The organism is Acidobacteriota bacterium (assembly GCA_020845575.1).
Taxonomy (GTDB): domain Bacteria; phylum Acidobacteriota; class Vicinamibacteria; order Vicinamibacterales; family Vicinamibacteraceae; genus Luteitalea.
In genome coordinates, this window is sequence record JADLFL010000008.1 from 22,209 (window position 1) to 47,940 (window position 25,732).

Genomic DNA, 25,732 nt, shown 5'->3' on the forward strand with positions numbered 1-25,732 from the left:
TCCGCACGATTCCCACTCTGTCATGAGAGACGTGGCAGACTGGTGCCGACTCCTCCCCGAGCGTTGGAGTGTATCGCCATCATCCCCGGGAACATGCACTCTCCTCGCGCGAGAGAGCAGATGCGATGCGACGGGTTGCAGATTCTGCAACGTCAGGCACAAGGCTGCCGTTGCAAGGAGTGCAACGGGGAGGTCCACCTTCGCGGCTGACGCCGCTACGGCGAGATAGCCTTCGCGTGAGGAGACTCGCTTTGGCCAGGCCCAGGAGAGCCCGCCTGGCCGAAGCTCGGCTGAGCCGAGCGAAGGCTGGCTCCTCAGGTAGGATTCGAACCTACAACCCTCCGGTTAACAGCCGGATGCTCTGCCATTGAGCTACTGAGGAACTCGGGGAGACGCGCATTGTCGCGCGCGTGTTGCGCCGTACTGCCGCGCAACGACTCGTCAGTGTACTGTGGGCCTCCGCCCGAGGTCAACGGGAGAGCCGGACACCCGGACGCGGGGAGTGGATCGGTGCACCGCTCTCTCGGAACCTCGCTGGCCTGCCGCGCCTTAGCGCGTCAGCGCGCAGGCGGACCGGTCGACGGCCCGTCTGCGTCCTGTGCGCGGTTGCCGGTTGCCGGTTGCCCGTTGCCGGAATAGGAAGGCATGCGTTGACATTTCCGCGGTGGCTTCCGTACTGTGTGGAACGTGACCGCGCAAGCCCAGACCGACGTCTTCCGTGCGATTGCCGATCCGACGCGCCGGGCGCTGCTCGACCTGCTCCGGACCGGTGACCGCACCGTCAACGAACTCGCCGAGCCGTTCGACATGAGTCGCCCGGCCATCTCGCAACACCTGAGGCTCCTGCTCGAAGCCCGTCTCGTCGCCGTCCGCAAGGAAGGCCGCCAGCGCCGCTATCGGCTGAACAGCACTCCCATCACGCGCGTCGCGCGCTGGGCCGGCAAGTTCGACGATGGCGCGAAGGCGAAGAAGAAGCGCTGATCACGCGAGCAGTGCCATCAGGCGCGTGCGATCGCGCACCATCGCCTCCAGCATCCGATCGCGTTGCTCCCCGGGCGTCCGTCCGCCCGGGTCGTACTCGACGTGTATCGAGATCGGACCGCTGAACCGCGCGGCGCGCAGGTGGGCGCCGAACGTCTTCCAGTCGACCATCCCCTCGCCAATCGGACAATCGACGACGCGCCATCGGCCGTCGCGTCCCTTGTCCCAGTAGAAGTCCTTCATCGCGAGCATGCGCAGGTGTGGCGCCGCACGCTGCAGCGCCACCCGCCAGCCAGCCACTCCCCCTTCGACCGTCGCGTGACGGACGTCGAAATACAGGCCCGTGGCCGTGGGCGGCTGCCCGTCGATCATCTGCAGCGCATCCCACACCGGGGCGCCGATGTACCCGGAGTGATTGTGGTACGCGATGACCACGCCCGCCTGTGCGGCGAGTGCGACGAGTCCGTGGAACGCCCAGGTGGCCGCGGCGAGTTCCTTCGTCACGTCAGCGAACGCGTACCTGTAGTAGCCGGCCTTGAGTCGCGGTACGTCGACGGCGCGCGCCGTCTTGACGATCGGTGACGCCGTCGGGTCATCAGGCTGCGTCAGCGCTGTCGTCAGCATGCCCACCATGCTGCCGGCGTCGCGAATGGCCGCCACGGCGCGAGGCAGATCCTCCGCGACGCGCTCGGGGAGCACATGACCACCCGGACGCACCGTGAGATCGACGCCATCGAAGCCCGCGCTGCGGACCGCCGCACCGAGATCGCGCCAGCCGAGATCGGGCAGGTGCTTGGAGAACAGGAGCACCGGCGATTGCGGCCCAGACACGGCAACGCCGCCGACGGCCGACGACTGCTCCTGAGCAGCATCGGCGCGCCGCGCCGCCATCGCGGCAGGTACGCCAACGGCGATGAGCGATCGAGCGAAGTGGCGACGTGAAACAGCCATGGTGGAACGCGTACGCGATGCGTTCAGCGTGCGCGCAGCAGGCGCGGCGCCGACAGACGGAACTGCGCGATGAGCCCGGCCACCGCCAGGAGCAGCCAGACCACGAGCACCCAGTGCTCGCCAGGCGCGGGACGCAGCGGATACGCCTGCCATCCCGTGGCCGCGCTGCCGAGGCCCACGACCGACTCGCGATGCCACAGGCCGAGCGCCCCCATCACCAGCAGCCACGCGCCGCCGAACGCCGTGCCGACAACGATGACGTAGCGCTGCATGGAGAGGGCGAGGAGTGCACCGGCGACCGTGCAGGCCACCACGAGCAGCGCCGGCGGTTCGGCGCCGAAGTACGCGGCCACGGCGTGCACGGCCAGTGCCGCCAGCGTTGCGCCGAGGAGCGCGACCCCGATGAAGTACGCAAGCACGAGCGCGAACGCGCCGCCGATGCCGCCGCCCACCAGGATCAGGATGTCTCGCGTGGTGTCGGCAGGCCCGACCACCGAGCCAGCCACCAGCACGCCGAGCACGAACCCGTACAGACCGAGCACGATTCGGAACGTCCGCTGCCCGAGAAAACAGGACAACACGCCGCCCACGAGAAAGAGGACAGCGGCAGGGACATGCAGCGTCGCCGGCAGCATCGCGGCATTATAGTGGAGCGGCACGCCCGTCCGTCTCCCTTTCCCATCCAATGCCAGAGCCTGCTTCGCGCCAACCTGCTGCCTCGCGACTAGGCGGGGTCGTGGCTGCGCTGGCGGGTCTTGCGCTGTTTGCGTGGACGTTGCGCCGGACGGGCCTCGACACCATCGCCGACGGTTTCGGTCGTGTCGGGTTCGCGTTCCTGGGGATCCTCGTGCTGTCGGGCCTGCGGTTCGCGGCGCGTGCCTGGGCCTGGCTGCTGTGTACGGAACCGCCACACACCCTGCGGCTGCGCGACACGTTCCCGGCGCTCGTGAGCGGCGACGCGCTCGGCAACCTCACGCCGCTGGGTCTGTTTGTCAGCGAGCCGACCAAGGCCGCGTTCGTGCGCGATCGCGTGTCGCTGATGACCGCGCTCTCCGGCATCGCCGTCGAGAACCTCTTCTACATCGTGACGGTGGCCGCCATGATCGGCGGGGGCACGCTGGCGCTGCTCGCCGAGTTCGACGTCACGCCGGCGCTGCGTGCGATGAGCCTCGTCGCCCTCGCGGGCATGGTGGCGTTCCTGACGCTGGCCGCGGCACTCGTAAGCGGGCGCTTTCGTCCGCTCACCGTTGGCATGGCGTGGCTGGAGCGGCTGTCGCTCGTGCCCGTTGCGCTGCGGACGCGTGCCGACAAGCTGCGCATCTTCGAAGACCAGGTCTACACGTTCGCGCGACGGCATCCCTCGCGTCCGCTGCCGATCCTGCTGCTCGAATGCGGCTACCACGTGCTCGGCGTGGCGGAGACGTACCTCACCGTGGCGCTGCTGCTGCCCGCCGCAACAGGTCCCACGCTGCTCGGCGCGTTCCTGCTCGAGTCGATCAACAGGTTCGTGCAGGTGGCGTTCAAGTTCGTGCCGATGCGGCTCGGCGTGGACGAGGCGGGTTCCGGACTGCTGACGCAGGTGCTCTACGGCACGTCAGCGCTCGGCGTCACGCTCGCCGTGGTGCGCAAGGCGCGCATGCTGGTGTGGACCGGAGTGGGGGTGGTGTTCCTCGGCCTGCGCGGCCTCGATCGCGGTACGCGATAGTCACATCTCGCGGCGGCCTTCGAGGGCGCGCGTCATCGTCACTTCGTCGGCGTACTCGAGATCGCTGCCCATCGGGACGCCCATGCCGATGCGCGTCACGCGCACGCCGAGCGGCTTGAGCAGCTTCGACAGGTAGAGCGCCGTCGCTTCGCCTTCGACTGTCGGATTGGTGGCGAGGATCACCTCGTCGACGTCACCGGTCGCCACGCGGGCGAGCAGCGGCTTGATGCGCAACGCATCTGGGCCGATGCCCTGCAGCGGCGACAACGTGCCCATGAGCACGTGATAGCGTCCGCGGAAATCGCGCGTCTTCTCGATCGCCACCACGTTCACCGGCTCCTCGACCACGCAGATGATCCGGCCGTCGCGATCGGGGCTCGCGCAGTAGACGCACGGATCCGTGTCCGTGATGTTGGCGCAGATGGAACAGTGCACGACGCGGCTCTTCACGTCACGCAGCGCGTCGGCCAGGCGCTCGGCGTCTTCGCGGGGGGCCTTCAGCACGTGAAACGCCAGGCGCTGCGCCGTCTTGGCGCCGACGCCGGGCCACTTCTGCAGCTGCTCGATGAGCCGCGTCAGCGGCTCCGGGTAGGGCGTAGACAATGCCGGCGCGTCACATGCCGGGCAGCTTGAGGCCGCCCAGCATGCCGCTCATGGTGCTGTTCATCTTCTCGTCGGCCTTGCGCTGCGCGTCCTGCACGGCCGCGAGGATCGCGTCCTGCAGCATCTCCACATCGCCCGCGCTGACGGCCTCGGGGTCGATCGTGATCGAGAGCAGGTGCTTGGCCCCATCGACCTTCACGGAGACCACGCCGCCGGCCGATGCCTCGATCACCGTCTCGGCCATCTGCCGCTGCATGCGCTCCTGCATCTGCTGCGCCTGCTGCATCATCTTCTGGATGTTCATGTCTTGCTCCTCATCGGTAGACGGCCGGGCTCGGAGAGCCGGCCCTACCTTCGGACGAGCCCGCCCCGACTGACTTCCGGTGCCCGGTGCCCGGTGCCCGCCTATGTAATCTCTTCCGCGTCCCTGATTTCGGCGGAGAACACGTCGAGCATCGCCTGCACGGCTTCGCTCTTCAGGGCCTGCTCCTTCAGGCGGGCCTTGTCCTGCTCCGCGGGATCGACCTTCGCTTCCGCGGCCGACGCCACGACGCGCACGTCCATCTTCAACGCGCGGCCGAAGACATGCTGCGCGGTCTCCTCGATCCAGCTCCGGCGTCCTTCGCATCGCTGCTGCTCGAACTTCCCACCGACCGTTACAACGAGCACCGCGTCCTCGACCACGAACGTGGCACGCGACAGCGCCGTGCCGAAGAACGTCCTGTTGCTCTTGCGCAGGGCTTCGATGAACGCGTCGACGGTACCGTCGCCGCCGCTCGACGGAGCGGGCGATACTGACGTCGGTTCCGATGCGGCTGGAGGCGGTTCGTTGGTTGCGACCGGCGTCACGGCGGGCGGTTCGGCTCGTACAGCCGGCACCGGTGTGACGGCCGGAGCCGATGGGGCTACCGGCCGCGTCTCCTGCCGCGCGTCCACGGCCTGCGTGAGACGACGCAGCGCGCTGCCAGAGCTCGCAGGCGTCGCCGGTGCCGCGCTTGCGGACCGCGATGGCGCGCTCGCCGGACGCGACACCGTGCCCGACGCCAACGGACGTCCGCTGCCCAGCGCGTCGAGCACGTCTGCAATCGGTGTCAGGTGTCCAAGATGGATCCACCGCAGCAGCGCCATCTCGAGGTGGTACCGTGGCTGCGCCGCGTAACGCACGTCCTGCTCGGCACGCGCCAGCACGTCGAACGCGCGCAGCAGATCCTCGCGCGAGAATCGCGCCGACAACGCCTGCAGCCGTTCCGCATCCGTGGCGAGCTCGGGATCCTGCAATCGCGTGGGATCGATGCCGACGATCATCAGGTCGCGCACGAGTCCCGTCAGCTCACGGACGACGAGCTTCAGGTCCTGTCCTGACTCGACCAGCCGCCCCACCGCGTCGAAGACATCCGACGCGCGCCCGTCGGCGACGATCTCCGCCATGTCCATCAGCACGTCGCGCCCGATGAGGCCGAGCACCGACGCCACGTCGGCCGCCGTGATCCGGTCGCCCGCGAACGCGATCACCTGATCGAACGCGCTGAGCGCGTCGCGCATGCTGCCCTCGCCCGATCGGGCGAGCAGCAGCAGCGCGTCCGGATCGGCGTCAATGCCCTCGGCCTTCGCGATGTGCGTCAGCTGCTCGGCGACGCTGCGCGCGCCGATCGTGCGCAGCTCGAACTCCTGCGATCGCGATCGGATCGTCTCCGGGATCTTGTGCAGTTCCGTCGTCGCCATCATGAAGACGACGTGGGGAGGGGGTTCCTCGATCGACTTGAGCAATGCGTTGAACGAGCTGTTCGACAGCATGTGCACTTCGTCGATGATGAAGATCTTGTAGCGGTCGCGCGCGGGCGAGATGCCGAGACCCTCGATGATGACCTCGCGCACGTTGTCGACGCCTGTGTGCGTGGCGGCGTCGAGCTCGATGACGTCGATGTCGCGCCCTTCCGCGATCTCGACGCACGCATCGCACGTGCCACACGGATCGGCGGTCGGGCCGGACTCGCAGTTGAGCGCGCGCGCGAGGATGCGCGCGGTGGTCGTCTTGCCGACGCCACGGGCACCCGAGAAGATGAAGGACTGCGCGATGCGACCACGCTGGATCGCGTTGCGCAGCGTCTGCGTCACGCCAATCTGCCCGATGACATCATCGAAGCGCTGGGGACGCCACTTGCGGGCGAGCACCTGATACGGGCGTGACACTGATCTCGGCAGTCCGATGGTGAGTGATGGCCGGGTCGATCCCACCGCGACCCGGAGTCCCCATGCACACGGCAGGATCCCCTTAGCGCTGCTACCTTCCGGTCCTGACGCGGTTCGAGGTCTGGCGTTGCACAGGCTCCGGACCGCGGTGCGAGCGACCACGGCCGGCGATCGCCCGAGGCGACCGAACCCCCAGTGTAGTCCGCGGGCCGGGGACGAGCAAGGCGACGTCTCGCACGCCGGGCGGGGCGCTCATCGCCGGGCGAGCCGTTCGTAGAGTTCGGGCCGACGGAAACGGAATGTGTACTCGAACGCCGCCCGCGCGTCGAGCTGCGCCTCGCGCGTCAGATCGGCAACGAGCAGGGCCGGACCATCCTCCTGCTCCTGGCTGGTGATCACCAGCCCGTCCGGCCCCACGATGAGCGCGCCGCCGCCGAAGCGCTGCGACACCCCGGCGAACCGCACGTCACCGCGGACGTTGGCTGCCACGCCGAATACGCCGTTCTCCACGCAGCGAGCCCGCACGACGGGGCTCGCCCAGGCGCACCATCCGGCGGGTGAAACGGGCGCGGGATCGGCGGCAAAGGGGAACAGCACGATTTCTGCGCCCTCGATGGCGAGCAGCCGCACGGATTCGGGCAGGAACGCGTCGATGCAGACTGTGACGCCGATGCGTCCAAGCGGCGTCTCTACCACCGCGGGCGCGCCGCCGCCGTTGTAGAACGGCATCTCGAACAGCGGGACGTGCATCTTGCGCCACCAGCCCAGCACGCCGTCCGGCCCGGCGAGGACGTGCGTGTTGAACAGCACGGCGCCCGCATCCTCCAGGAGACCCGCGGCCACGAGGATGTGCGCGTCGCGCGCGATGGCTGTCAGGCGACCGACGGCCCGCCCATCGAGCGGCTCGGCCATGCGTCGCGCGCCGAGCAGCGCCTCGCGCAGCCACGTCGCGTGGTCGCCCGTCGGATGGTTGGGGATGAAGCCGGTGATGCTCAGCTCAGGACACAACAGGATGTCGGCGCCAGCGTCAGCCGCGTCCCGCGCCGCACCGGCAATCGCGTCGAGATTGCCCGACGTGTCGTCAGGAGAAGCCGGCAGCGCCGCCGTTGCCACACGCACCACGTCACGCATGACCGATGAGTGTAGCGCCGCCCGCACTCCCGGCATCGCGGCATCCCGGCATTCGAGTAGAGTTCCTCCCATGCGACTCACCTCGGCGGCGACCCTCGTCATGGCGGGACTGACTGGTCTGGCGCTTGCCTGCGCACCTGCGTCCGCGCCAGCGCCTGCGCCTGCGTCAGTCGAGCCTTACGTGTTCCTGCAGCTCAGCGACCCGCAGTTCGGAATGTTCACGGCAGACAAGGACTTCGCGCAGGAAACCGTGAACTTCGAGCAGGCCGTCGCACACGTCAACCGCCTGCGGCCCGCGTTCGTGGTGATCACCGGCGATCTGGTGAACACGCCCGGCGACGCGGCGCAGATGCAGGAGTACGACCGCATTCGCAGGACGATCGATGCATCAATCCCCGTGTACGAGATGGCGGGCAATCACGACGTGGAGAACGCGCCCACGCCGCAAGCCCTCGCGGCGTATCGGGCACGCTACGGGCAGGACCGCTACACGTTCCGCCACGAGAACCTGCTGGGGATCGTGCTGAACTCGTCGCTGATTCACACGCCGACGGCGGCGCCGCAGGAGGCGGCCGAACAGGAGGCCTGGCTGCGCACGCAACTCGACGCGGCACGCCGGGACGCGCCGCGCCACATCGTCGTCTTCCAGCACCACCCGTGGTTCCTGACGTCGGCGGGTGAGACCGACGACTACTTCAACATCCCGCTCGCGCGCCGCACGCCGCTGCTCGCGCTGCTGCGCGACGCCGGCGTGAAGACGCTCGTGTCCGGCCACTATCATCGCAACGCCGGCGCGATCGACGGGGGATTCGAGTCGATCGTCACCGGCGCCGTGGGGATGCCGCTCGGCGGGTCGCGGTCGGGCCTGCGCGCGTTCCGCGTGACGGAGTCGGCCATCACGCATCGCTTCCACGCGCTCGACGAGGTGCCAGACGCGATCGATCCGCGCGGAACGTTCTGACGCGCGCGCCTACTTCTTTCGCTGCAGGTTCGCGCACCGCGGGTCGTCGGGCGGCGGCGGTGGCGCCTCTTCCTTCTTGCGTCCGAACCGTCCGAGCAGACGGCCTCCGGGAATGGCATCGGCCACCGACGGCTTGCCGCGCTGCTGCTGCGCGAGCTGCGCGCAGTACTCCTCGTCGGACAACTTCGGATCGGGCTTCGCGCCACCGCCACTGGTCATGGCACCCATGTCCATCACACCGTCCTTGGACACCATGTCCATGCGCACGGACTTGTAGCTGACGCGCGCGAACCACTCCTGGTCCCACGTGACGGCCGGATCCGCGGGCCGCGCCGGGTGGATGAACGTGGCCTCGTCGCCATACGCGGTGAACATCAGCATCGAGCCGTTCTTGGTGAACTTCATCACTTCGGCCGGCACCGTGCAGTCGGTCGTGTCTGCCGGCAGCATGGCCTTGAGCTCGATCAACCGCTTCACTTCGGCGGGCGTGAGGTGCTCCATCTGCACGAACGTCGCGGGGCGCTGTGCCGACGACCACATCACGATATTGGCCGACTCATCGTCCATTTTCTCGGGCGCCATCACGCCGACCGAATACCCTGTCGCACGTCCGGGCGCGCCCCAGCGCAATGCGAGCGCACCAGACGGGAGCACCGACGTGGAGGTGTACTTCACCGGCTGCATGAACGACTTGTTGTCCGGCAGCGTGAAGTCGATCTTCGTCGTGTACGTGCCTTCGATCGCGTGCTGTCCGGCGAGCGACGCGCCGATCGGGAAGGTCGCGTCGAGGTTGCGATTCTTCTTGAGGCGGTCGCCGTTCGGCCAGTCGCCGTACGTCTTCGAGTTGCTCGTACGAGGCGTCCGCACCGCGTTGGCGCCGACGGCGCCCTGCAGGGCCTCGAGCTCGGGCTCGTTCTCGCCGCGCATCAACTTGTCGAACGTCAGGATCACCGGCTGGCCAGGGCCGGCCTTCTCGCCGCAGCCCCAGTAGAAAGTGATCTGCCCCTTCGGCTCCTTGTAGGTCCCGGGGGACGCGGTCTGCCCTTTGCCCGGCTGCGGCGTCTCCAGGTAGATCGGCTGGTTCACCTGCGCGCCAGACGGGAAGGTGTGGAAGGCCTGCGGCTCACCCGTGGGAGCGAGCGAGGTGCCCAGGCGCAGCTCGATCGTCTGGCTGGCCGATGGCAGGCCAGACATCGCCATCTTCATCATCGACCCCATCGACGGACGCCCACCGCCCGTCATGCCGCCCATCGCCAGCATGCCGGCGCCGGTGGTCACGCCCATCCAGTACCGCGACTCGGGCGGCGTCACCTTCTGCTGCGCCGACGCCGCCTTCGACCCGGCCTTCGGCGCCTGGGCCAGCCCTGCCAGGCTGACCGACACCGCAATGAGAGGGACGGCCGCCACGCCGACGACCAGAGAGCTCCGCATGTTCAGTCCTTTCGTTCGAGCCAGACTCGTCAGCAAGGTGGGCGACAGGAGGGGATTCGTGACAGGGCGGACAAGCCTGGGCACCGGGCACCGGGCACCGAAGCATCATTCGTCATTCGTCATTCAGCATTCGGCATTCGGCATTCCCGGTACTCCTCGTGACCGCGCCATACACTTGTTCGCTTCATGTCTGGCGCCAACAAGCCCATGACCAGACTGTACAGCACCCCGCCCCACGGCTGCGCGATGGCACCGCCGGTGAGATTGGACAGGCCGAGATCGCACGCGTTGGTGAGCGCTGCGCTCACGGCCACCGTCCACAACAGCAGGTAGGCGGCAAACCACACATCACCCACCGCGCCGGGTGGGCGGCTGCGACGACCAGGCCGGGCTCGACGAGTTCGAGAAACCCTGACGACGGGGTGCTCGAAGAAAGCAAGGCGGACAAGACGCACAGGCGGCCCGCTGTCGTCGAGCGCTTCGAGATCCAGCGCGCACCCACGGCGCCCGGGTTCGCGGAATCACGCGTGGGGAGCAGCGGGAATGCTGCCGTTCGACTCGGTGTCGACCGGCCTGAACGGAGATCGGCGTGCGCACTCCGGCGCTACTCCCCGGTGCGATTCGGCTCCTGAATCCGCAGTATGCTCCTTGCTCAGTCGCAGCGGTGGGATGCGCGCGCGTGGCCCGGTCGACGGCCTTCGTCCGCGAGGCCCGCCAGCCGTCACTCGACGATACGCGTTGCCTTTCTGGAGCATGGACAGTGGCCCGAGGGCGAGAACAGGACATCGAGCACCTGCTGCGGCGCGTCGCGTTCGGCGCCACCGAAGCCGACGTCGCCGCGTACGCGCGCCTCGGTCCCCTCGGCTTCGGCACCGCCCTCGCGCGACTCCTCGACTATGCCGACATCCCTGACGATGTCGACGACCGCATCGGACAGCCCGGGTATGTCGGCGTCACGGCGCGCGGCGTGTTCCAGCCTGCGGCCAGCATCGTCGATGCCAGACAGCGCTGGTTGTTCCGCATGGTGCACAGCCAGCGCCCGGTCGAAGAGAAGATGGCGCTCTTCTGGCACAACCACTTCGCCACCGCGTACTCCAAGATCGCGGGTGAAGTCGGAGCAGCCGAAGCCACCCGCCTGCTCGCCGCCAAGCCCTCCGAAGACGCGGCGGGCGTGACGGGCCAGTTGGAGCTGTTCCGTCGGCACGCGCTTGGCAATTTTCGTGATCTGCTGGTGGCCGTTGCACAGGACCCGGCGATGCTCTTCTGGCTCGACGGCCGGACCAACGTGCGGGCGCGGCCGCAGGAGAACTTCGCGCGGGAGTTGATGGAACTGTTCACGATGGGCGTCGGGACGTTCGTCGAAGCCGACGTCTACGCCGGGGCGCGCGCATTCACTGGATGGAACCTCTCGCGGCCGGGCACCGATGCCACGCGGCGATACGCCTTCGCGTTCAACGCGGGGCAACACGATACGGCTGCCAAGGAGTTCAGCTTCGCCATCTATCCCGGCGGCGACCGCACGATTGCGGCGCGGAGCGGGTCGTCGGGAATCCAGGATGGCCTCGACCTCATCGATGCGGTCGCGCGCCATCCGGCGACCGGCCCGAGGCTGGCGCGCAAGCTGTACGCGTACTTCATCAACGACGTGGACGCGCCAGACGAGGCGCTGGTCAACGAAGTTGCCTCCGTCTACTACGCTACCGGTTTCGAGGTCGCGCCGATGGTACGCCGGCTCCTGCTGTCGCGGCAGTTCGCCGATCCGGCCAATCACTACCGGCGCTACTCGTGGCCGGCGGAGTTCGTCGTGCGCTCCCTCAAGGAGGTCGGCTGGAACGGCTTCTCGGTCGGGGCCGCGCTCACGCCGCTTGCCAACATGGGTCAGCAACTGCTCGATCCTCCGGACGTCAACGGGTGGGACCTTGGTCGCGGCTGGTTCTCCACCGGCGCGATGCTCGCGCGGATGAACTTTGCCGCCACTCTGGCGAGCAACCAGAAGTTCAACCTCCGCGACGTGCTGCGCACCGACGCCGCCACGCCGTCGGGCCTGGTCTCGGGTGTCCTAGACCGACTGTCGTCTGACGAGATGGACGGCATGCGCGTGACCGCGCTCACCGACTATGTGACGTTTGGCGGTGCGTGGTCCGCCTCGGACGCACAGATTGCCAACAAGTCGGCCGGCCTCGTGCACCTGGTCCTCGGATCGGGCGAGTACCAGTTCATCTGAGGACAGCAGCCATGTCGATGACCAGACGTGAGTTCGTGCGCGGCGGAGTCGCGGCCTTCACGATCGGTTTTTCCGCACCGTCGTTTGTGTCCGACCTCGCCCTGGCGCAGGGTCAGCGGCGCCGCAACCTCGTCGTCCTGTACCTGAGTGGCGGCAACGATGCACTGAGCACGGTCATCCCCTACACCGATGCGCAATACTACGCGCGCCGGCCGACGCTGGCCGTGCCTGCTGCCAACGTCCTGCAGATCGGATCGGACCGCGCGGGAAACGCCCTAGGTCTCCATCCGCGATTGTCGAACCTGCAGTCGATCTTCCGGGATGGCAGGCTGGCGGTGATGCAGCGCACCGGGTATCCCAACTCGAGCCGCTCGCACTTCCAGGGGACCGACATCTGGTCGACCGCCGACCCGAAATCGCCACAGGGAACTGGGTGGCTTGGGCGCTATCTCGATAGCCTGCCGGCGCCGGTCGACCCGCTGGTGGGGTGGTCCACGGCCAGGGAGACTCCGCGCACGCTGCTGTCGCGCACCGTCGGCGTGCCCTCGATTCCAGACGCGCAGCAGTATGCGTTTGCCAGCCCGAATGGCGGCGCAGACGCCGTGGCGGCGCGCGCCACCGCCATGCAGTTGTCGTCCCACCTGGCGGTCGATCCCCCGCACCTGTCATTCGTCAATGCCACCGCGCAGGCGGCCTTCGCCACGCTCGATCGCGTCGGCCAGGTCGCGACCTACAGCCCGAGCGTCACGTATCCCAACAACGGCCTCGCTCTGGCGTTGCGCATGGTGGCCGGCGCGATGGTGAAAGAGGTCGGCACGCGCGTCTTCTGGGTGCAGACAGGGGGGTTCGACACACATTCAGGCCAGGACCCCAACGCCGCAAACGGGACGTACGCCAACCTGATGTCGACGCTCGACGTGTCGCTTTCGGCGTTCTACAGAGACCTCCTGAACCAGGGCCTGCTCGGCGACACGCTCGTCCTGCAATTCTCCGAGTTCGGTCGCCGCATCGACGAGAACGGCAGCCGGGGCACCGACCACGGTGCGGCCGGCGTCATGTTGGCGCTCGGCGGCGGGATACGGGGCGGGATCTATGGAACGGCTCCGAGCCTGCGCGGCACGCCAGACAACATCACCCTCGAGAACGAGGGCCGCGACGTCCGTCACGAAACCGATTTCCGGTCGGTCTACGCCACGGTCATCGACCAATGGCTCGGCGCCGACTCGGTGGCCCTCCTGAACGGCGACTTCCGCGGCGGGCCGGCCATCCTTTGAGAACGCTCCACGCCGACGCCCCGCAACAGGCGCGCTCGAGGCACGCGGTGAGTCCCGCCCGCCGTCGCACGGCTTCGGGGTGCTGGCAGAATCCGGAGACGATGAACGCATGACACGACGCCTACCTGACGCACCACTTTCGCGGGGCACCGACACGCTGGACCTGCCACGGGGGCGTGTGTCTCGCGTCTGGCCGGTGGGAGGTCACCTCCTGGCGGCGTGCGCCATCCTGCTTGCCGGCGGCACACACGCCTTCGGCCAGGGCCTGGAGGTCGGAGTCAAGGGCGGCGTCAATCTCGCCTCGATCACTTTCGACGAAGACGGCCCCTCGGTAGCGCCCCACGTCGGCGCGGTTGGCGGCGGGTTCGTCGTGATCCCGCTCACGTCGGTCCTGTCGGCGCAGGTCGAAGGTCTCTATTCGGCCAAGGGCGTTCGGCTCACCGAGGCCGGCATCGACTCGTCGCTGCGGGTCGAGTATCTTGAACTGCCCCTGCTGGCCAGGTTCACGCGCCGCGGCTCGACGCGCAATTACCATGTTGCGGCGGGGCCTGCGCTCGGTTGGCGGCTCCGCGCGCGCAGCCGTGTCGATTTCGGCTCGGTGGTCGAGGAGTTCGACCTGACTGATGACGTGGAACGGTTCGACATCGGCATCGCAGTGGCGGCGGGCGTCGATTTCGCGCGGCTGACCGTCGACGCGCGCTACACCTTCGGCGTGCGCGACATCGACGCGGATCGGACCGACACAGTGGTGATGAAGAATCGCGCGGCCTCAATCACCGTCGGGCTCAGGTTCTGACATGTCATCCTGGTCCATCCCGCGGAGCTTGCGCGTTCGATGGTGGCGTTCTGCTCGTGGTGCGCCCGCCGCCACTCGCGGCGTCGCGGTAGTCGTCGTGGCGGGTCTGTCGCAAGTCGTGGCGTGCGGTGGAGGCGAAAGCCCCAACCCGACGACGCCGTCGCCGCCGAGCGCAGCGCGCATCACGATCTCCGCCACGGGCACCGTTACACCGAACGAGATCGTGATCGCACCAGGCACGCGCCTGCTGTTTGTCAACGACCACGGGCAGCCGCACCACATGGCCTCGGACCCGCACCCGGACCACACCGATTGCCCGGAAATCAATCAGGTGGGGCACCTGGTGCCAGGCGCGAGCCGGGAGACGGGAAACATGGTCACGGTGCGGACGTGCGGCTTCCACGATCACATCAACCCGAACAACGGAGGGCTCCGCGGTCGCATCATCATCAGGTAGCCAGTCCAAGGGCGGCGCCGCCATTGGTGGATCGCCGCGACGCACCAACGCCCATTGCTACGAGGCGTTCGCGATGCGCGTGGCCGGCCATGCCGACGATCCGGGCGACGCGCGTCGGGTTCCCGCAGGGGATACCATGAGCGACGCAGTGACACGTCCACTCACTTCTCTCGCGCTGATGGTCCTCGCTTCGGGTGTGGCGAGCCCGGTGTCGGTCGCCACCCATACGGTTGGCCAGACGCCGGTCGCGCCGCTCCCGACGACGGTCAGCAGCAGCGGGTGGCCGACCTCACACGTGCAGGGCGTGGCTGTCGATCGGACCCGCGGCTTCGTCTACTACTCGTTCACGACGCTGCTGGTGAAGACGGACTTCACCGGCCGCCTCGTCGGCACGCTGGGCGGCTTCACCGGACACCTCGGAGACCTCGACATCGACGAGCGCGACGGACGGATCTACGGCTCGCTCGAATACAAGGCGGCCGACGCGTTCTACATCGCGATCATCGATGGTCCTGGCGTCGATCGGGTTGGTCTCGACGCGCAGAAGTCGACGCTGCTGCGGACCGTTCATCTGGCCGAAGTGGTCAAGGACTACACGGCGGACATGAATGGCGACGGCCGCTTCGACGGCAACGTCGCCGAGACCGCAGACCATCGATACGGGTGCAGCGGCATCGACGGCGTGAGCTTCGGCCCGCGATTCGGGGAAACGTCCGGCCGGCCATATCTGACGGTGGCCTACGGCGTGTACGCGAACGTCGCGCGTCACGACAACGACCATCAGGTGCTGCTCCAGTACGACGCCTCGTCGTGGTGGGAGACCTACGCGCAGCCGCTGGATCAGGCGGCACTCCATCGACGCGGACCTGCCGCTCACGATGGCAAGTACTTCGTCTACACCGGCAACACCACGTACGGCGTGCAGAACCTGGAATACGACGAGCACACGCAGCGGTGGCTGCTCGGCGTCTATCGCGGACGGAAGCCGGCGTTTCCGAACTACACGCTCTTTGCCGTGGACGCGGCCGCGCAGCCGACGCGTGGGCCGCTCACAGGCACGGGCGACGAGGGCCTGCGACTGCCGCTCGCCGCGGCCGGACTCCGCGACGAGGCGACGGGGATTCGCGGGTGGAACCAGAAGGCCGACGTCGGCCTGGTGTCGCTCGGCGACGGACGGTTCTACCTCGTCGTCGACAGCGTGCGAGACGGACAGCAGGGAGCCGAACTGAGGCTGTCGCGCTGGACGGGCGATCCCGACGCGCCCTTCGCACCCGCATCCGCCACGCAGAAGCAACGTCCCTAGGGTTTGCGCGAGATAGCCTGTCATGTATAATACATACATGAATCATGTGGTCTCCGCTCGCAGCGAGGGCACTTCGCTGAGTCACGAATCGATGACGATCGAGGTCTATTCCGACATCGTGTGCCCGTGGTGCTACATCGGTGAACGGCGGCTCGAACGCGCTCTTGCGTCGCTCCCGCCGGGCGAGCGGGTCGACGTCGTGTTCCGCCCGTATCAGCTGGATCCCGGCGCATCCGAGACGGCCGTGCCGCTGCTGGACCATCTCCAGAGGCGATTCGGCGCGCGCACGCAGGGCATGCTCGACGCGGTGACGCAGGCCGCCGAGAGCGAAGGCCTCACGCTGGCATGGGACCGCGCGCTCTCGGCCAACACGCGCACCGCACATCGCCTGCTGCAGTGGGCGTTGCGCGAAGGCGGACCGGAGGTCCAGCGGAAGCTGGTCGATGCGCTTTTCGCACTGCACTTCACGAACGGCGGCAACGTTGCGGACAACGAGCAACTCGTCGCCGCCGCAGCCTCCGTCGGTCTCGACGCGGACGGTGCGCGAGCATATCTCGCCTCGGACGAGGGCGTGTCGGAACTGGAGGCCGAGTTGGACAAGGCGCGCGCGCTCGGCATCACGTCGGTGCCGACGTTCGTGATCGACGGTCGCTACGCCGTCCAGGGCGCGCAGCCGGCCTCGACGTTCGTCAGCGTCCTCGAGCAGGTGCGCTCGACGCGTGAGGCATCGACGGCGTCACCCGGCGACTCGTGCACCGACGGCGCGTGCGCCATCTGACGCGCAAGGAGATCCGTCGTGTTCCCCCTGTCGGTACTCGAACTCGGACGCGTGCGTGAAGGCTCCACGCGCCGCGCGGCGCTGGACGAGGCGCGCGATCTGGGCCGTCATGTCGAGCAACTCGGCTACCGCCGCATCTGGGTCGCCGAGCACCACAACACGCCCGCGGTGACCACGGCGGCGACATCGCTCGTCATCGCGCACATCGCCGCGGGCACGAACACGATCCGCGTGGGTGCCGGCGGCATCATGCTGCCCAACCACGCCCCGTACGTAATCGCGGAGCAGTTCGGCACGCTCGCGACGCTGTTCCCCGGACGGATCGACCTTGGACTCGGTCGCGCACCCGGAACCGATCAGGTCACGCTGGGGGCCTTGCGGCGCGATCCGTCGAGCGCCGACACGTTCCCGCAGGACGTCCTCGAACTGCAGCGATTCCTGGCGCCGACGGTGCCGGGACAGCGGGTCGAAGCCGTACCCGGATCCGGAACGGAGGTGCCGCTCTTCATCCTCGGATCGAGCCTGTTCGGTGCGCAGCTGGCAGCGCAGTTCGGACTGCCGTACGCATTCGCGTCGCACTTCGCGCCACAGTGGCTCGATCGGGCGATCGCGCTCTACCGGGAGCAGTTCACGCCGTCGCCGCAGCTCGGCGCGCCGTACATGATCGTCGGCGTCAACGCGATCGCGGCAGCGACAGACGGGCAAGCACGGCGACTGTGGACGTCGCAGCAGATGTCGTTCGCGGATCTGCTCCGCGGCACGCGTCGCGTCATGCAGCCGCCCATCGACGACATCGACACCTACTGGGCACCGCACGAAGTCGCCCACGCCTCGCAGATGCTCGCCTGCAGCGTGGTCGGCAGCGTCGACACGGTACGCGCCGGTCTCGAAGCCCTCGTGGAGCGGACCGGGGCCGACGAACTGATCGTCGTGTCAGACGTGTTCGACGTCGCCGCACGCCTGCGCTCGTTCGAACTCATCGCCAACGCCGCCCGCGACGTCCGCCCACGCACCACCCGTCAGCCCGATGGTGTCGGCAGCGGCCCGATCCAGTCGTCCTGATTCGCCCCTTGGGGGTCAGGTAGGGCCCCAGAAAGACACGCACGCGCTCGTGTGGCGAGTTGCACGACGAATAGCCGCCAGCGACATGTTCGCTGCGTGCAGACAGTCGCGCGCCGGGCGCACAGACGTTCGCCGAGCGCGTCGGCTGCTACTCGAGATCGCGGAGAAACAGACCCAGTCGAAACGGACGGCGTGACAGCGCAGGGCCAACGCACTGCCGCCCATGATCGCGCCTTCGAGAAGCATCTGCTCGACCACGACCAGTGCCATGCCGACTCGCCGGCGCAACGCGAGTCCCTCGCTGCCCTCGAGGTTGCGAATGCTGCTCCAGCGCACGCACGCTGGCCGGAGGGTCGATGTCGCTCACGGCCGTAACCCCTTCCGCACCCGATGCCACTCGGCGGTGGTCAACAGCCCTGCTGCTCACGCTTGTTTCGCGGCGTCCAGCAAACGCTCGACCTCGACGCGTCCGCGACACTCGAGGATCGCATCGACGACCGGCTGCGTCTCCAGACCCTCGTAGACAGTCGTGCGCACGTCACCCCTGACGCGACTCAGCTCGATGAACGGTGGCAACGTCGGACGCGCACGGCGGCGGACAGCCACCTTGACCCGTCGAGGATTGACGTCGGCGAGCCCGAGCAGGGCCAGGACCGACTCGCCGAGACGTGCCCATTCGATGCGCCGCGCCCGGCGAACAACGAGCATTGGGATTTCATCGGCGCGCTATCGACCTCTTCACTCTATCTGTCGAAGACTCACACCTACCGTGGATACTCGCTGCTCGTCTTCGATGCCAGGCACGTCGAACGGCTGGATGAGCTGAGCGCGGATGAGTGGTCGGCGTTCGCGCCGGACCTGTCGATCGCGCACAATGCGATCAGCCGGGTGACGCGGCCTGTTCACATGAATATCGAGTTGCTCGGCAATGTGATTCGGCATCTGCACTGGCACATCGTGGCCCGCTATGCCGGGCTTGTGTCACGCTCGTGCAGTTGGTGCAGGTCTTCCTTCAATGACCCGGACGTGGGACCCGCGCCGCCTGACCAGCTCGTACAGCACCACTCCCGCCGCGGTCGCGACGTTCAGCGATCGCTTCTCTCCCAGCATCGGGATGCGGACGTATGCGCCGATCTGCGCGGCGATGCCGGCGCTGACGCCTTCCTTCTCGTGGCCGAATACCAGGCAGACCGGCCACTGCGGTTCCCACTCGTACAAATCCATCGCATCGGCTGACGTCTCCACAGCAACGACGTGATAGCCGCGCGCGGCTTCGGCGGCGAGCGCAGCGCTCGTGTCCTGGTGATAGTCCCAGGGCACGGTCAGCTCCGCGCCGAGCGCGGTCTTGGCGATCGCGTGCCGCTGCTTCGTCCCCTGATCGGGACGCGGCGTGATGCCGCAGAGCAGCAGCCGCTCGATCGCGCACGCGTCCGCCGTGCGGAAGAACGCGCCGGTGTTGTAGAGGCTGCGGATGTTATCGAGCGCGACGACGACAGGAAGGGACGAGCGGTGCACGCCTCATCGTAGTGCACGCCCGCATGGTCGCAGGCGCGACCGGAAAGCGGATGACGCCACCGGGTTCACGCGGTATCGTTTACGGCCTCATGTCCAGATCCTTCGTCGGCCGCCGGCTGATGTCACTCGCCCTCTGCGCCGGTGTCGTCCTCGTGCCGGTGTCCGCACGGACGCAACCCGATACGCGCTCGGCAGACGCACGGCTCCGTGCGCTCTACACCGAGGAGTGGAACTGGCGGCAGCGTGATCAGGGGCGGCGAGGCGACGAGCCTGGTGAGGCCGGGGCCAGCGACCGTCTGCCGCGTGTCGATGCCGCCTCCCAGGACGCCAGACTGGCCCATTGGACGCGCACGCTGGAGGCGCTGGACGGCATCCCGTTCGACGAGCTCTCACCCGAAGAGAAGGTGAACGCGCAGGTCCTGCGCGCCTCGACTCGCGCGCTCGTCAACGACGTGACGTTCCGCGTCCACGAAGCGCCGTTCAACGGCGACACCTTCTTCTGGACCTCGTTCACGCCACGCCAGGGGTTCGGCACCGCGGACGCGTATCGCGCCTATCTCGGACGCCTCCGCGACGTGCCACGCTACTTCGACGACCAGACCACCAACATGCGGGCCGGCCTCGCGCGCGGCTTCACCGTGCCGCGCGTGTCGGTGCTCGGACGCGACAAGACCATCGAGCCCTATGTGAAGGGCGACACGACCAATCCGCTGTACGCGCCGTTCACGCAGATGCCCGCCGTCATTCCGGCGGCCGACCAGGCGACGATGCGCGACGACGCCGCGGCGGTGATCCGGAACGTGGTCGCTCCGGCGTACGACCGGCTCCTCACGTTCATGCGCACGGAATACCTGGCCAGGGCACGTACCACCATTGGCGCGAGCGAGATGCCCGAGGGCCACGCGTACTACAAGGCGATGATCGAGAAGTTCACCACGCTCGACCTGACGGCGAAGGAGATCCACGAGATTGGCCTGAAAGAGGTGGCCCGCATCAAGGCCGAGATGGAGGAGACCAAAGGACGGGCGAACTTCACCGGGACACTGGCCGAGTTCTTCGAGTTCCTGCGCACCGATCCGCAGTTCTACGCGAAGACGCCGCGCGAGCTGCTGGCGTACGCGGCTTACGTGTCGAAGAAGGCCGACTGGAAACTCGCCGAGACCATCGGCTTTCTGCCTCGGCGGCGGCATGGCATCAGGCCGGTTCCCGACGCGATCGCGCCCATCTACACCGGCGGGAGGGGCGGCCTCGACGCCTGCCTGATGAACACCTACAACCTGCCCGCACGGCCTCTCTACACACTCGCGGCACTGACGCTGCACGAGTGCACGCCTGGGCACAGCTTTCAGGCCGCGCTCGCGCTCGAGGGTCCCGAGCGTCCGCCGTTCCGCCGCGGCACGTCGTTCTCGAGCTACGGCGAAGGCTGGGGGCTCTACACCGAGTGGCTCGGCACGGTCATGGGCATCTACGAGACGCCCTACGAGGACTTCGGCAGGTTGACGTACGAGATGTGGCGTGCCGCGCGGCTGGTCATCGATACCGGCATTCACCAGTTCGGATGGACGCGTGAGCAGGCGATGGATTACCTGCGCTCAAACGCCGCGCTCTCGGAGCACGAGATCACCACGGAGGTCGAGCGCTACATCGCCTGGCCCGGACAGGCGCTCGCCTACAAGCTCGGCGAGATCCAGATCCGCCGCCATCGCCGCGAAGCGGAGGAGAAGCTGGGCCCGAAGTTCGACCAGCGGCACTTCCACGACATGATCCTCGCGATCGGCTCAGTGCCGCTGCCCGTGCTGGAGGAGCGCGTCGCACAGTTCATCGCGGATGGCGGCGTGAATCCATCCACGACTTCCAGGCCCTAGCTATAGCTATAGCTATAGCTATAGCTAGATCCGGAAGGCCCGCGCGGGTGAAGCTGTCGATCACACGTTCATCGAATACCACGTCCCCCGTCCCGCGCCATGCCGCAGTCACGCGTGGCCAGCTTGGACCTCCATTTGTCCATCCGATTCCATCCGATCTCGGCGCGAGACGGTCGCCTGCGGCATCGGCTCACACGGTTCAGTCGCGCTTCCGCCTGGCGATGATGTCGTCGATGACGGCGACAGGGACGCCGATCTCGCGCTCCAGGCGCCCGCGGTCGCTCTGCAGCCACGCGTAGTAGTCGTCGTCGATCTCCGGCGTCCATTTCGCGCCGTAGGTCTGCGCGAGCGTGTACCGGCCCTCGCGGATGCGCTGGATGCGGAACGTGTCGGTCAAGCGAACGGACTCCGAGGCGCGGACGACACGCTCGACCAGGTGCGGGGGAATGAACAGGACGCCGCTCTCGGTGGCGAGCACGGCGTCACCAGGCAGGACCACGGCCTCGCCGATGCGGATCGGCGCGTTGATGGAGGCCAGCATCATCTCCCTGATGTAGGACGGGTGCCACGCCTTGACCCAGGCGTTGAAGCCCTCGATCTCGCGCATGCCCGCCAGGTCGCGCGCCGCCCCGAAGAACACCGGGCCGTTGCCCGAGTTCGTGTGGATGGCTTGCGCCAGGTTGTCGCCGATGAGCGTGCCGTCCTTCACCTTGCCGAAGCCGTCGGCGACGTAGACGTCGCGCTTCGCCAGCATGTAGATCGGGTACTGGTTCATGGCGCCCCGCAACCCCTGCTCGGTGGCGCTGACCTGCATGCGCTTCTCGAGGTCCGGGCTGGCCGGCAGGAAGGCGGCCGTCAGCGCGCGGCCAATCATCTTCCGATCGGGATGGATGATCTCCCAGCCGCCTTCGTACTTGTTGTGGTAGCCGGCAGACGTCACCGTGCCCCACGCCTCTTCGAGCGAGACGTAGGCCAGGCGATCGAGCAGCGCGTCGGGCACGAGCGGACGCCCGTACATGTCGCGTGCGCCCTCCCACTCCTTCGTGTCGAACGCCACACGGTCGGGGGGTATCAGTTGCACCTGCGCACGCACGGGCCATGCCGTCAGGCCGAGCAGCACGGCGGCCCCGAGCCGTCTCCTCACGAACCCGCTCAGCTCCACAGCCGATCCCACGACCGCACTTCGTTCCATTCCGGCGTCGGGTCGAAGAACCCCGTACCGGGCACGAGGCTCGCCTTGACGGCTTCGAGATCGAGCTCGAAGCCGAGGCCTGGTCCATCGGGTACGCGCGTGTAGCCCTTGTCGAAGACGCCGGAAGTGTCGCCCGCGACCATGTCGTACCACTTCTTCTCGCCGACCGAGTGGTGCTCCAGGACGCCGAAGTACTGGCTGGCCGCCGCGGCGTGCACCGACGCGTAGAAGCCGACTGGCGACCCCGCGTAGTGGTAGTTGGTCATCACGCCCTGCTCGGAGGCATAGTCGGTGTTGCGTTTGCTCTCGAGGATCCCGCCCGTCGATCCGAGGTCCGGATGCACGATGTCGACGGCGCGCTTGTCGATCAGCGGCTTGAACCCCTCGAGCGAGAAGATGTCCTCCCCCGTCTTGGTCGGCGTCGTCGTTGCGTCAGAGATCTCTTTCCAGTCGTCGACGTACATCCAGGGGATCAGGTCCTCCATGTACGCGAGCGAGTACTTCTCCATGCGGCGCGCGAGCTTGATGGCCTCGTTCTTGTCGAAGTGTCCTGTGTGGTCGATGCCGAGCTGGATCTCGTAGCCGACGTACTCCCGCATCACCGAGACGTACTCCTCCATGCGGTCGAGGCCCTTCTCGGTGATCTGGATGCGCGTGAACGGGTGATCGATCTGCCCGTAGTCGCCGCTGACGTTCGAGTACTGCGACCGGAGCGCGGGCTCGCCGACGACGGGCCCGTAGGCGCGCGTGTTGACGAGCAGGCCCTCGCCGTGGCGCAGCGCGAACTCGATCGGCAGGTCCATCTTGAGCGCGGTGTACCCGGCGTCGACGCGCGTGGCCTTCATGCGCTTGCCGAACTCGTGCGGGTCGGGGGACGCCGTCGTGTCGGCGTAGAGACGGATGCGGTCGCGGTACCGGCCGCCGAGCATCTGGTAGACGGGCACGCCGTAGGCGCGGCCTGCGAGATCCCAGAGGGCCGTCTCCACGCCCGACACGCCGCCGCCCTGACGGCCGTGATGGCCGAACTGCTTGATGATCTTGAAGATCTTCTCGACGTTGCAGGGGTTCTCGCCCAGGATGCGGCTCTTGAGCATCAGGGCGTATTGCTTCGGCCCCGCGTCGCGGACTTCGCCGTAACCGGACACGCCCTGGTTGGTGTCGATGCGGATGATCGGACACCGGAACGGGATGCCCGTGACCTCCGCGATGCGGAGGTCCGTGATCTTCAGCTCCGTCGGAGACGAGGCGCGATTGACCTGCTGGGTGAGGTACTCGATCTCCCGCTCCGTCTGCCAGGGGTCGCGTGGCGACGGAGTGCCGAGCGCGCCCAGTGTGAGGCCGCCCAGCGTGGCCGCGTTCAGGAACTGACGTCGTGACGGCTCGTGGCCGCCCTGCTTACCGGAGTCCATGGTGCGCTCGTGAATGCAGCCGCCGGCGGGATACCGAAGGTTCGTGGTTGTGGCGGGATGGTATCGCCAATCACGTCAGACGTGAACACCCTTCCGCTCCACGCAGCGTTGAACGACCGTCACTGCCAGCTGTCCTCGTCTTCCGCGTCGACAGTGGGTCGAACGATAGGGAACGCCGAAGCTACTTCCGCCTGGCCTCGACTTCGCGGCCGTTCTGCCGGAGCACGAGGTGCGTCACCTTGCCGTCGGGTCCCCAGACGAACGTGATCCGCGCCTCCATGACCTTCGGGAAGAACTCCGTTTCGGACAGCGGGAAGATCTCGATCGTGCTCTGGCCGGTGGCCTGCGTGAGCAGGCGGTCGCCGTCGCGTGTCACCGTCAGGATGAAGTTCGGTCCGAGTTGGTAACTGCCGACGTACCCGTCGTAGATGGAGGGATCGACGCGCACCGCTTCCGGCGCTGCCGTGGCATCGCCCGTCCGGGTCGACCGCTCCGGCACGTCGGTGCCGTCCGGATACATGAGCAACGCCGTCGCCCGACCGTCGGCGTTGGTCTCGAAGCCGAGGTGCGTCAGGCTGTTGTCGTAGAAGAACGCGGACGGTGAATAGGGGCGAGCCTCCGTTGGTGAACCGCCCCGCTGCGTGAACAGCTTGCCGCCGTCTGCCGACACCGTGATGCGTCCGCCCTTGCCTTCGTAGACGCCGACGTAGCGAGCCAGCACCGTCGGATCGACGCTGATTGCCGTGCGCTCGGGAAACGGTGTGCCAACGGCGATCGCGGCGAGCCGCCTCGCCAGATAGGCCGGCGGGGCCTTCGGGGCATCGCTGTTGGTCAGTACCGCGACGTAGACGCGCTCGGTTGGCAGGCTCAACGCGAAGGTCGAGAAGCCGTTGATGCCGCCGCCGTGCTCCACGGACTGGTGACCTCGCAGCTGGCGAACCTGCAGCCCATAGCCATAGCCGGTACTGGAGCCGTCCTTCAGCGTGTACGGCGTGGCCATCCGCTGCAGCGACGCGGGCTTCAGCAGGATCCCCTTCAGCAGCGCCCCATCCCACTTCGCCAGGTCGTCGACCGTGGAGACGAGCGACCCTGCCGCGTGCGGCTGCGTCATGCTCAGGAACGGGGCGTTGCGGACGACGCCGTTCTCCTGCGAGTAGCCCTGTGCTCGCCGCTTGATGATCGGCTCGTTGCTGCCGAAGAACGTGCTGGTCATGCCGAGCGGCTCGAAGATCCGCCTGGTCAGGAAACGCTCGTAGGTCTCGCCAGACGCCTTCTCGATGACGGCGCCGAGGATGACGTACGCGGAGTTGTTGTAGGCATAGCGTTCCCCGGGCGCAAACTGCATCGGCTCCTTCTTGAACCCATCGATGAGTTCCTGCAGCGGCAGATCGGCCCGGATTCTCGTCGGGAACCAGCCGGGTATGGCCGTGTAACTCTGGATCCCCGAGGTGTGCGTGAGCAGGTGTTCGACCGTGATCACGTGTCCCTGCGTCGGATACCCCGGCAGGTATTTCTCGATGGGATCGGTCAGGGCGACCCTGCCGTCCTCCACGAGCAGCATCACCGCAGCAGCCGTGAACTGCTTGGTGATCGAACCGAGGCGGAACACCGTGTCGGGCTGCAATGGCACCCCGAGTTCCATGCTCGCCATGCCGATCGCCTTGCGATAGACGACCTCGCCATCCCTGACGACGATGGCGGCGGCGCCGGGTTGATCGGCGACGAACACCGAGGTCATGACCGCGTCCAGCTGTGATGCACCGGTCGGCTGAGCGAGGACGACCGGTGCGGCTGGAGTCGACAGCGTCAGGGTCACGAGCCAGCAGGCGCTGGCCAGGGCAGGCATGGGTCGGATCATGGTGGGCTCCAGTGTCGCGCCGGGGAGCTGGACCGGCGGGATCTCG

At 67.6% G+C, this 25,732-nt stretch carries 24 protein-coding genes, 1 tRNA gene and 1 other RNA gene; 11 read left to right on the forward strand and 15 right to left on the reverse strand.

The genetic code is table 11. From position 1 onward, the window contains the following. Positions 1–307 precede the first annotated feature (307 nt). Positions 308–382: transfer RNA gene (locus IT182_01730), tRNA-Asn, on the reverse strand. 305 nt (positions 383–687) lie between these two features. On the opposite strand from IT182_01730, the gene IT182_01735 reads away from it, so the two are divergent. Continuing rightward, positions 688–981, forward strand: a complete 294-nt coding sequence (locus IT182_01735; protein ID MCC6162049.1) for a winged helix-turn-helix transcriptional regulator — start codon at positions 688–690, stop codon at positions 979–981. Here IT182_01735 and IT182_01740 read toward each other — a convergent pair whose 3' ends face one another. Both IT182_01740 and IT182_01745 read right to left on the reverse strand, forming a co-directional pair. Continuing rightward, on the reverse strand, positions 982–1,932 hold the full coding sequence (locus IT182_01740; GenBank protein MCC6162050.1) for a sugar phosphate isomerase/epimerase: 951 nt from the start codon (positions 1,930–1,932) through the stop codon (positions 982–984). Positions 1,933–1,955: 23 nt separating this feature from the next. Next, positions 1,956–2,567 carry a DUF4203 domain-containing protein gene (locus IT182_01745; protein MCC6162051.1) on the reverse strand — a complete coding sequence of 204 codons (612 nt, stop codon included), beginning with the start codon at positions 2,565–2,567 and terminating at the stop codon, positions 1,956–1,958. A 101-nt stretch (positions 2,568–2,668) separates the two neighbouring features. On the opposite strand from IT182_01745, the gene IT182_01750 reads away from it, so the two are divergent. Beyond that, positions 2,669–3,637, forward strand: coding sequence for a flippase-like domain-containing protein (locus IT182_01750; GenBank protein ID MCC6162052.1), 969 nt, complete (start codon positions 2,669–2,671; stop codon positions 3,635–3,637). Here the strand turns inward: IT182_01750 and recR are convergent, their stop codons facing one another. The 5 genes from recR to IT182_01775 form a co-directional block, all read right to left on the reverse strand. Continuing rightward, a complete protein-coding gene (gene recR, locus IT182_01755) occupies positions 3,638–4,240 on the reverse strand; it encodes a recombination protein RecR (protein MCC6162053.1) in 603 nt (200 codons plus the stop codon). Between the two features lie 10 nt (positions 4,241–4,250). Then, on the reverse strand, positions 4,251–4,544 hold the full coding sequence (locus IT182_01760) for a YbaB/EbfC family nucleoid-associated protein (protein ID MCC6162054.1): 294 nt from the start codon (positions 4,542–4,544) through the stop codon (positions 4,251–4,253). A 101-nt stretch (positions 4,545–4,645) separates the two neighbouring features. Beyond that, the gene (gene dnaX / locus IT182_01765; GenBank protein MCC6162055.1) at positions 4,646–6,430 is read right to left on the reverse strand and encodes a DNA polymerase III subunit gamma/tau; all 1,785 of its coding nucleotides are present in this window, start codon (positions 6,428–6,430) and stop codon (positions 4,646–4,648) included. Between the two features lie 46 nt (positions 6,431–6,476). Continuing rightward, an RNA gene (ffs, locus tag IT182_01770) (signal recognition particle sRNA small type) lies at positions 6,477–6,574 on the reverse strand. A 108-nt stretch (positions 6,575–6,682) separates the two neighbouring features. After that, entirely contained in the window at positions 6,683–7,561 is an 879-nt protein-coding gene (locus tag IT182_01775) for a carbon-nitrogen hydrolase family protein (protein MCC6162056.1), read from the reverse strand. Positions 7,562–7,661: 100 nt separating this feature from the next. On the opposite strand from IT182_01775, the gene IT182_01780 reads away from it, so the two are divergent. Beyond that, positions 7,662–8,522: a metallophosphoesterase gene (locus IT182_01780; GenBank protein ID MCC6162057.1), complete on the forward strand. Its 861-nt coding sequence runs from the start codon at positions 7,662–7,664 to the stop codon at positions 8,520–8,522. 9 nt (positions 8,523–8,531) lie between these two features. Here IT182_01780 and IT182_01785 read toward each other — a convergent pair whose 3' ends face one another. Together IT182_01785 and IT182_01790 are read right to left on the reverse strand one after the other, a co-directional pair. Continuing rightward, complete coding sequence (locus IT182_01785) at positions 8,532–9,953, reverse strand: hypothetical protein (protein MCC6162058.1); 1,422 nt, start codon at positions 9,951–9,953, stop codon at positions 8,532–8,534. Positions 9,954–10,072: 119 nt separating this feature from the next. Then, complete coding sequence (locus tag IT182_01790; protein ID MCC6162059.1) at positions 10,073–10,309, reverse strand: hypothetical protein; 237 nt, start codon at positions 10,307–10,309, stop codon at positions 10,073–10,075. A gap of 404 nt (positions 10,310–10,713) precedes the next feature. Here IT182_01790 and IT182_01795 point away from each other — a divergent pair, with 404 nt between their 5' ends. From IT182_01795 to IT182_01825, 7 genes are all read left to right on the forward strand, one after another. Beyond that, positions 10,714–12,177, forward strand: coding sequence for a DUF1800 domain-containing protein (locus tag IT182_01795; GenBank protein MCC6162060.1), 1,464 nt, complete (start codon positions 10,714–10,716; stop codon positions 12,175–12,177). 17 nt (positions 12,178–12,194) lie between these two features. Continuing rightward, a complete protein-coding gene (locus IT182_01800) occupies positions 12,195–13,451 on the forward strand; it encodes a DUF1501 domain-containing protein (protein MCC6162061.1) in 1,257 nt (418 codons plus the stop codon). 109 nt (positions 13,452–13,560) lie between these two features. Next, complete coding sequence (locus IT182_01805; protein MCC6162062.1) at positions 13,561–14,247, forward strand: PorT family protein; 687 nt, start codon at positions 13,561–13,563, stop codon at positions 14,245–14,247. A 1-nt stretch (position 14,248) separates the two neighbouring features. Further along, positions 14,249–14,704 carry a hypothetical protein gene (locus tag IT182_01810; GenBank protein ID MCC6162063.1) on the forward strand — a complete coding sequence of 152 codons (456 nt, stop codon included), beginning with the start codon at positions 14,249–14,251 and terminating at the stop codon, positions 14,702–14,704. Between the two features lie 136 nt (positions 14,705–14,840). After that, complete coding sequence (locus tag IT182_01815) at positions 14,841–16,007, forward strand: hypothetical protein (GenBank protein ID MCC6162064.1); 1,167 nt, start codon at positions 14,841–14,843, stop codon at positions 16,005–16,007. 91 nt (positions 16,008–16,098) lie between these two features. Continuing rightward, positions 16,099–16,785: a DsbA family oxidoreductase gene (locus IT182_01820; protein MCC6162065.1), complete on the forward strand. Its 687-nt coding sequence runs from the start codon at positions 16,099–16,101 to the stop codon at positions 16,783–16,785. A gap of 18 nt (positions 16,786–16,803) precedes the next feature. After that, entirely contained in the window at positions 16,804–17,847 is a 1,044-nt protein-coding gene (locus IT182_01825; protein MCC6162066.1) for an LLM class flavin-dependent oxidoreductase, read from the forward strand. A gap of 423 nt (positions 17,848–18,270) precedes the next feature. Here the strand turns inward: IT182_01825 and IT182_01830 are convergent, their stop codons facing one another. Together IT182_01830 and IT182_01835 are read right to left on the reverse strand one after the other, a co-directional pair. Beyond that, positions 18,271–18,555, reverse strand: coding sequence for a hypothetical protein (locus tag IT182_01830; GenBank protein MCC6162067.1), 285 nt, complete (start codon positions 18,553–18,555; stop codon positions 18,271–18,273). Positions 18,556–18,828: 273 nt separating this feature from the next. Beyond that, positions 18,829–19,362, reverse strand: a complete 534-nt coding sequence (locus IT182_01835) for a TrmH family RNA methyltransferase (protein MCC6162068.1) — start codon at positions 19,360–19,362, stop codon at positions 18,829–18,831. A gap of 89 nt (positions 19,363–19,451) precedes the next feature. Between IT182_01835 and IT182_01840 the strand changes: the two genes are divergently transcribed. Continuing rightward, a complete protein-coding gene (locus IT182_01840) occupies positions 19,452–21,227 on the forward strand; it encodes a DUF885 family protein (GenBank protein ID MCC6162069.1) in 1,776 nt (591 codons plus the stop codon). Between the two features lie 199 nt (positions 21,228–21,426). Here the strand turns inward: IT182_01840 and IT182_01845 are convergent, their stop codons facing one another. The 3 genes from IT182_01845 to IT182_01855 form a co-directional block, all read right to left on the reverse strand. Further along, positions 21,427–22,245 (reverse strand): RraA family protein, encoded by an 819-nt coding sequence (locus tag IT182_01845; GenBank protein MCC6162070.1) that lies wholly within the window; start codon positions 22,243–22,245, stop codon positions 21,427–21,429. A gap of 134 nt (positions 22,246–22,379) precedes the next feature. Then, positions 22,380–23,828: a mandelate racemase/muconate lactonizing enzyme family protein gene (locus IT182_01850; protein ID MCC6162071.1), complete on the reverse strand. Its 1,449-nt coding sequence runs from the start codon at positions 23,826–23,828 to the stop codon at positions 22,380–22,382. Between the two features lie 181 nt (positions 23,829–24,009). Then, positions 24,010–25,686 carry a serine hydrolase gene (locus IT182_01855; GenBank protein MCC6162072.1) on the reverse strand — a complete coding sequence of 559 codons (1,677 nt, stop codon included), beginning with the start codon at positions 25,684–25,686 and terminating at the stop codon, positions 24,010–24,012. Between the last annotated feature and the right edge of the window lie 46 nt (positions 25,687–25,732).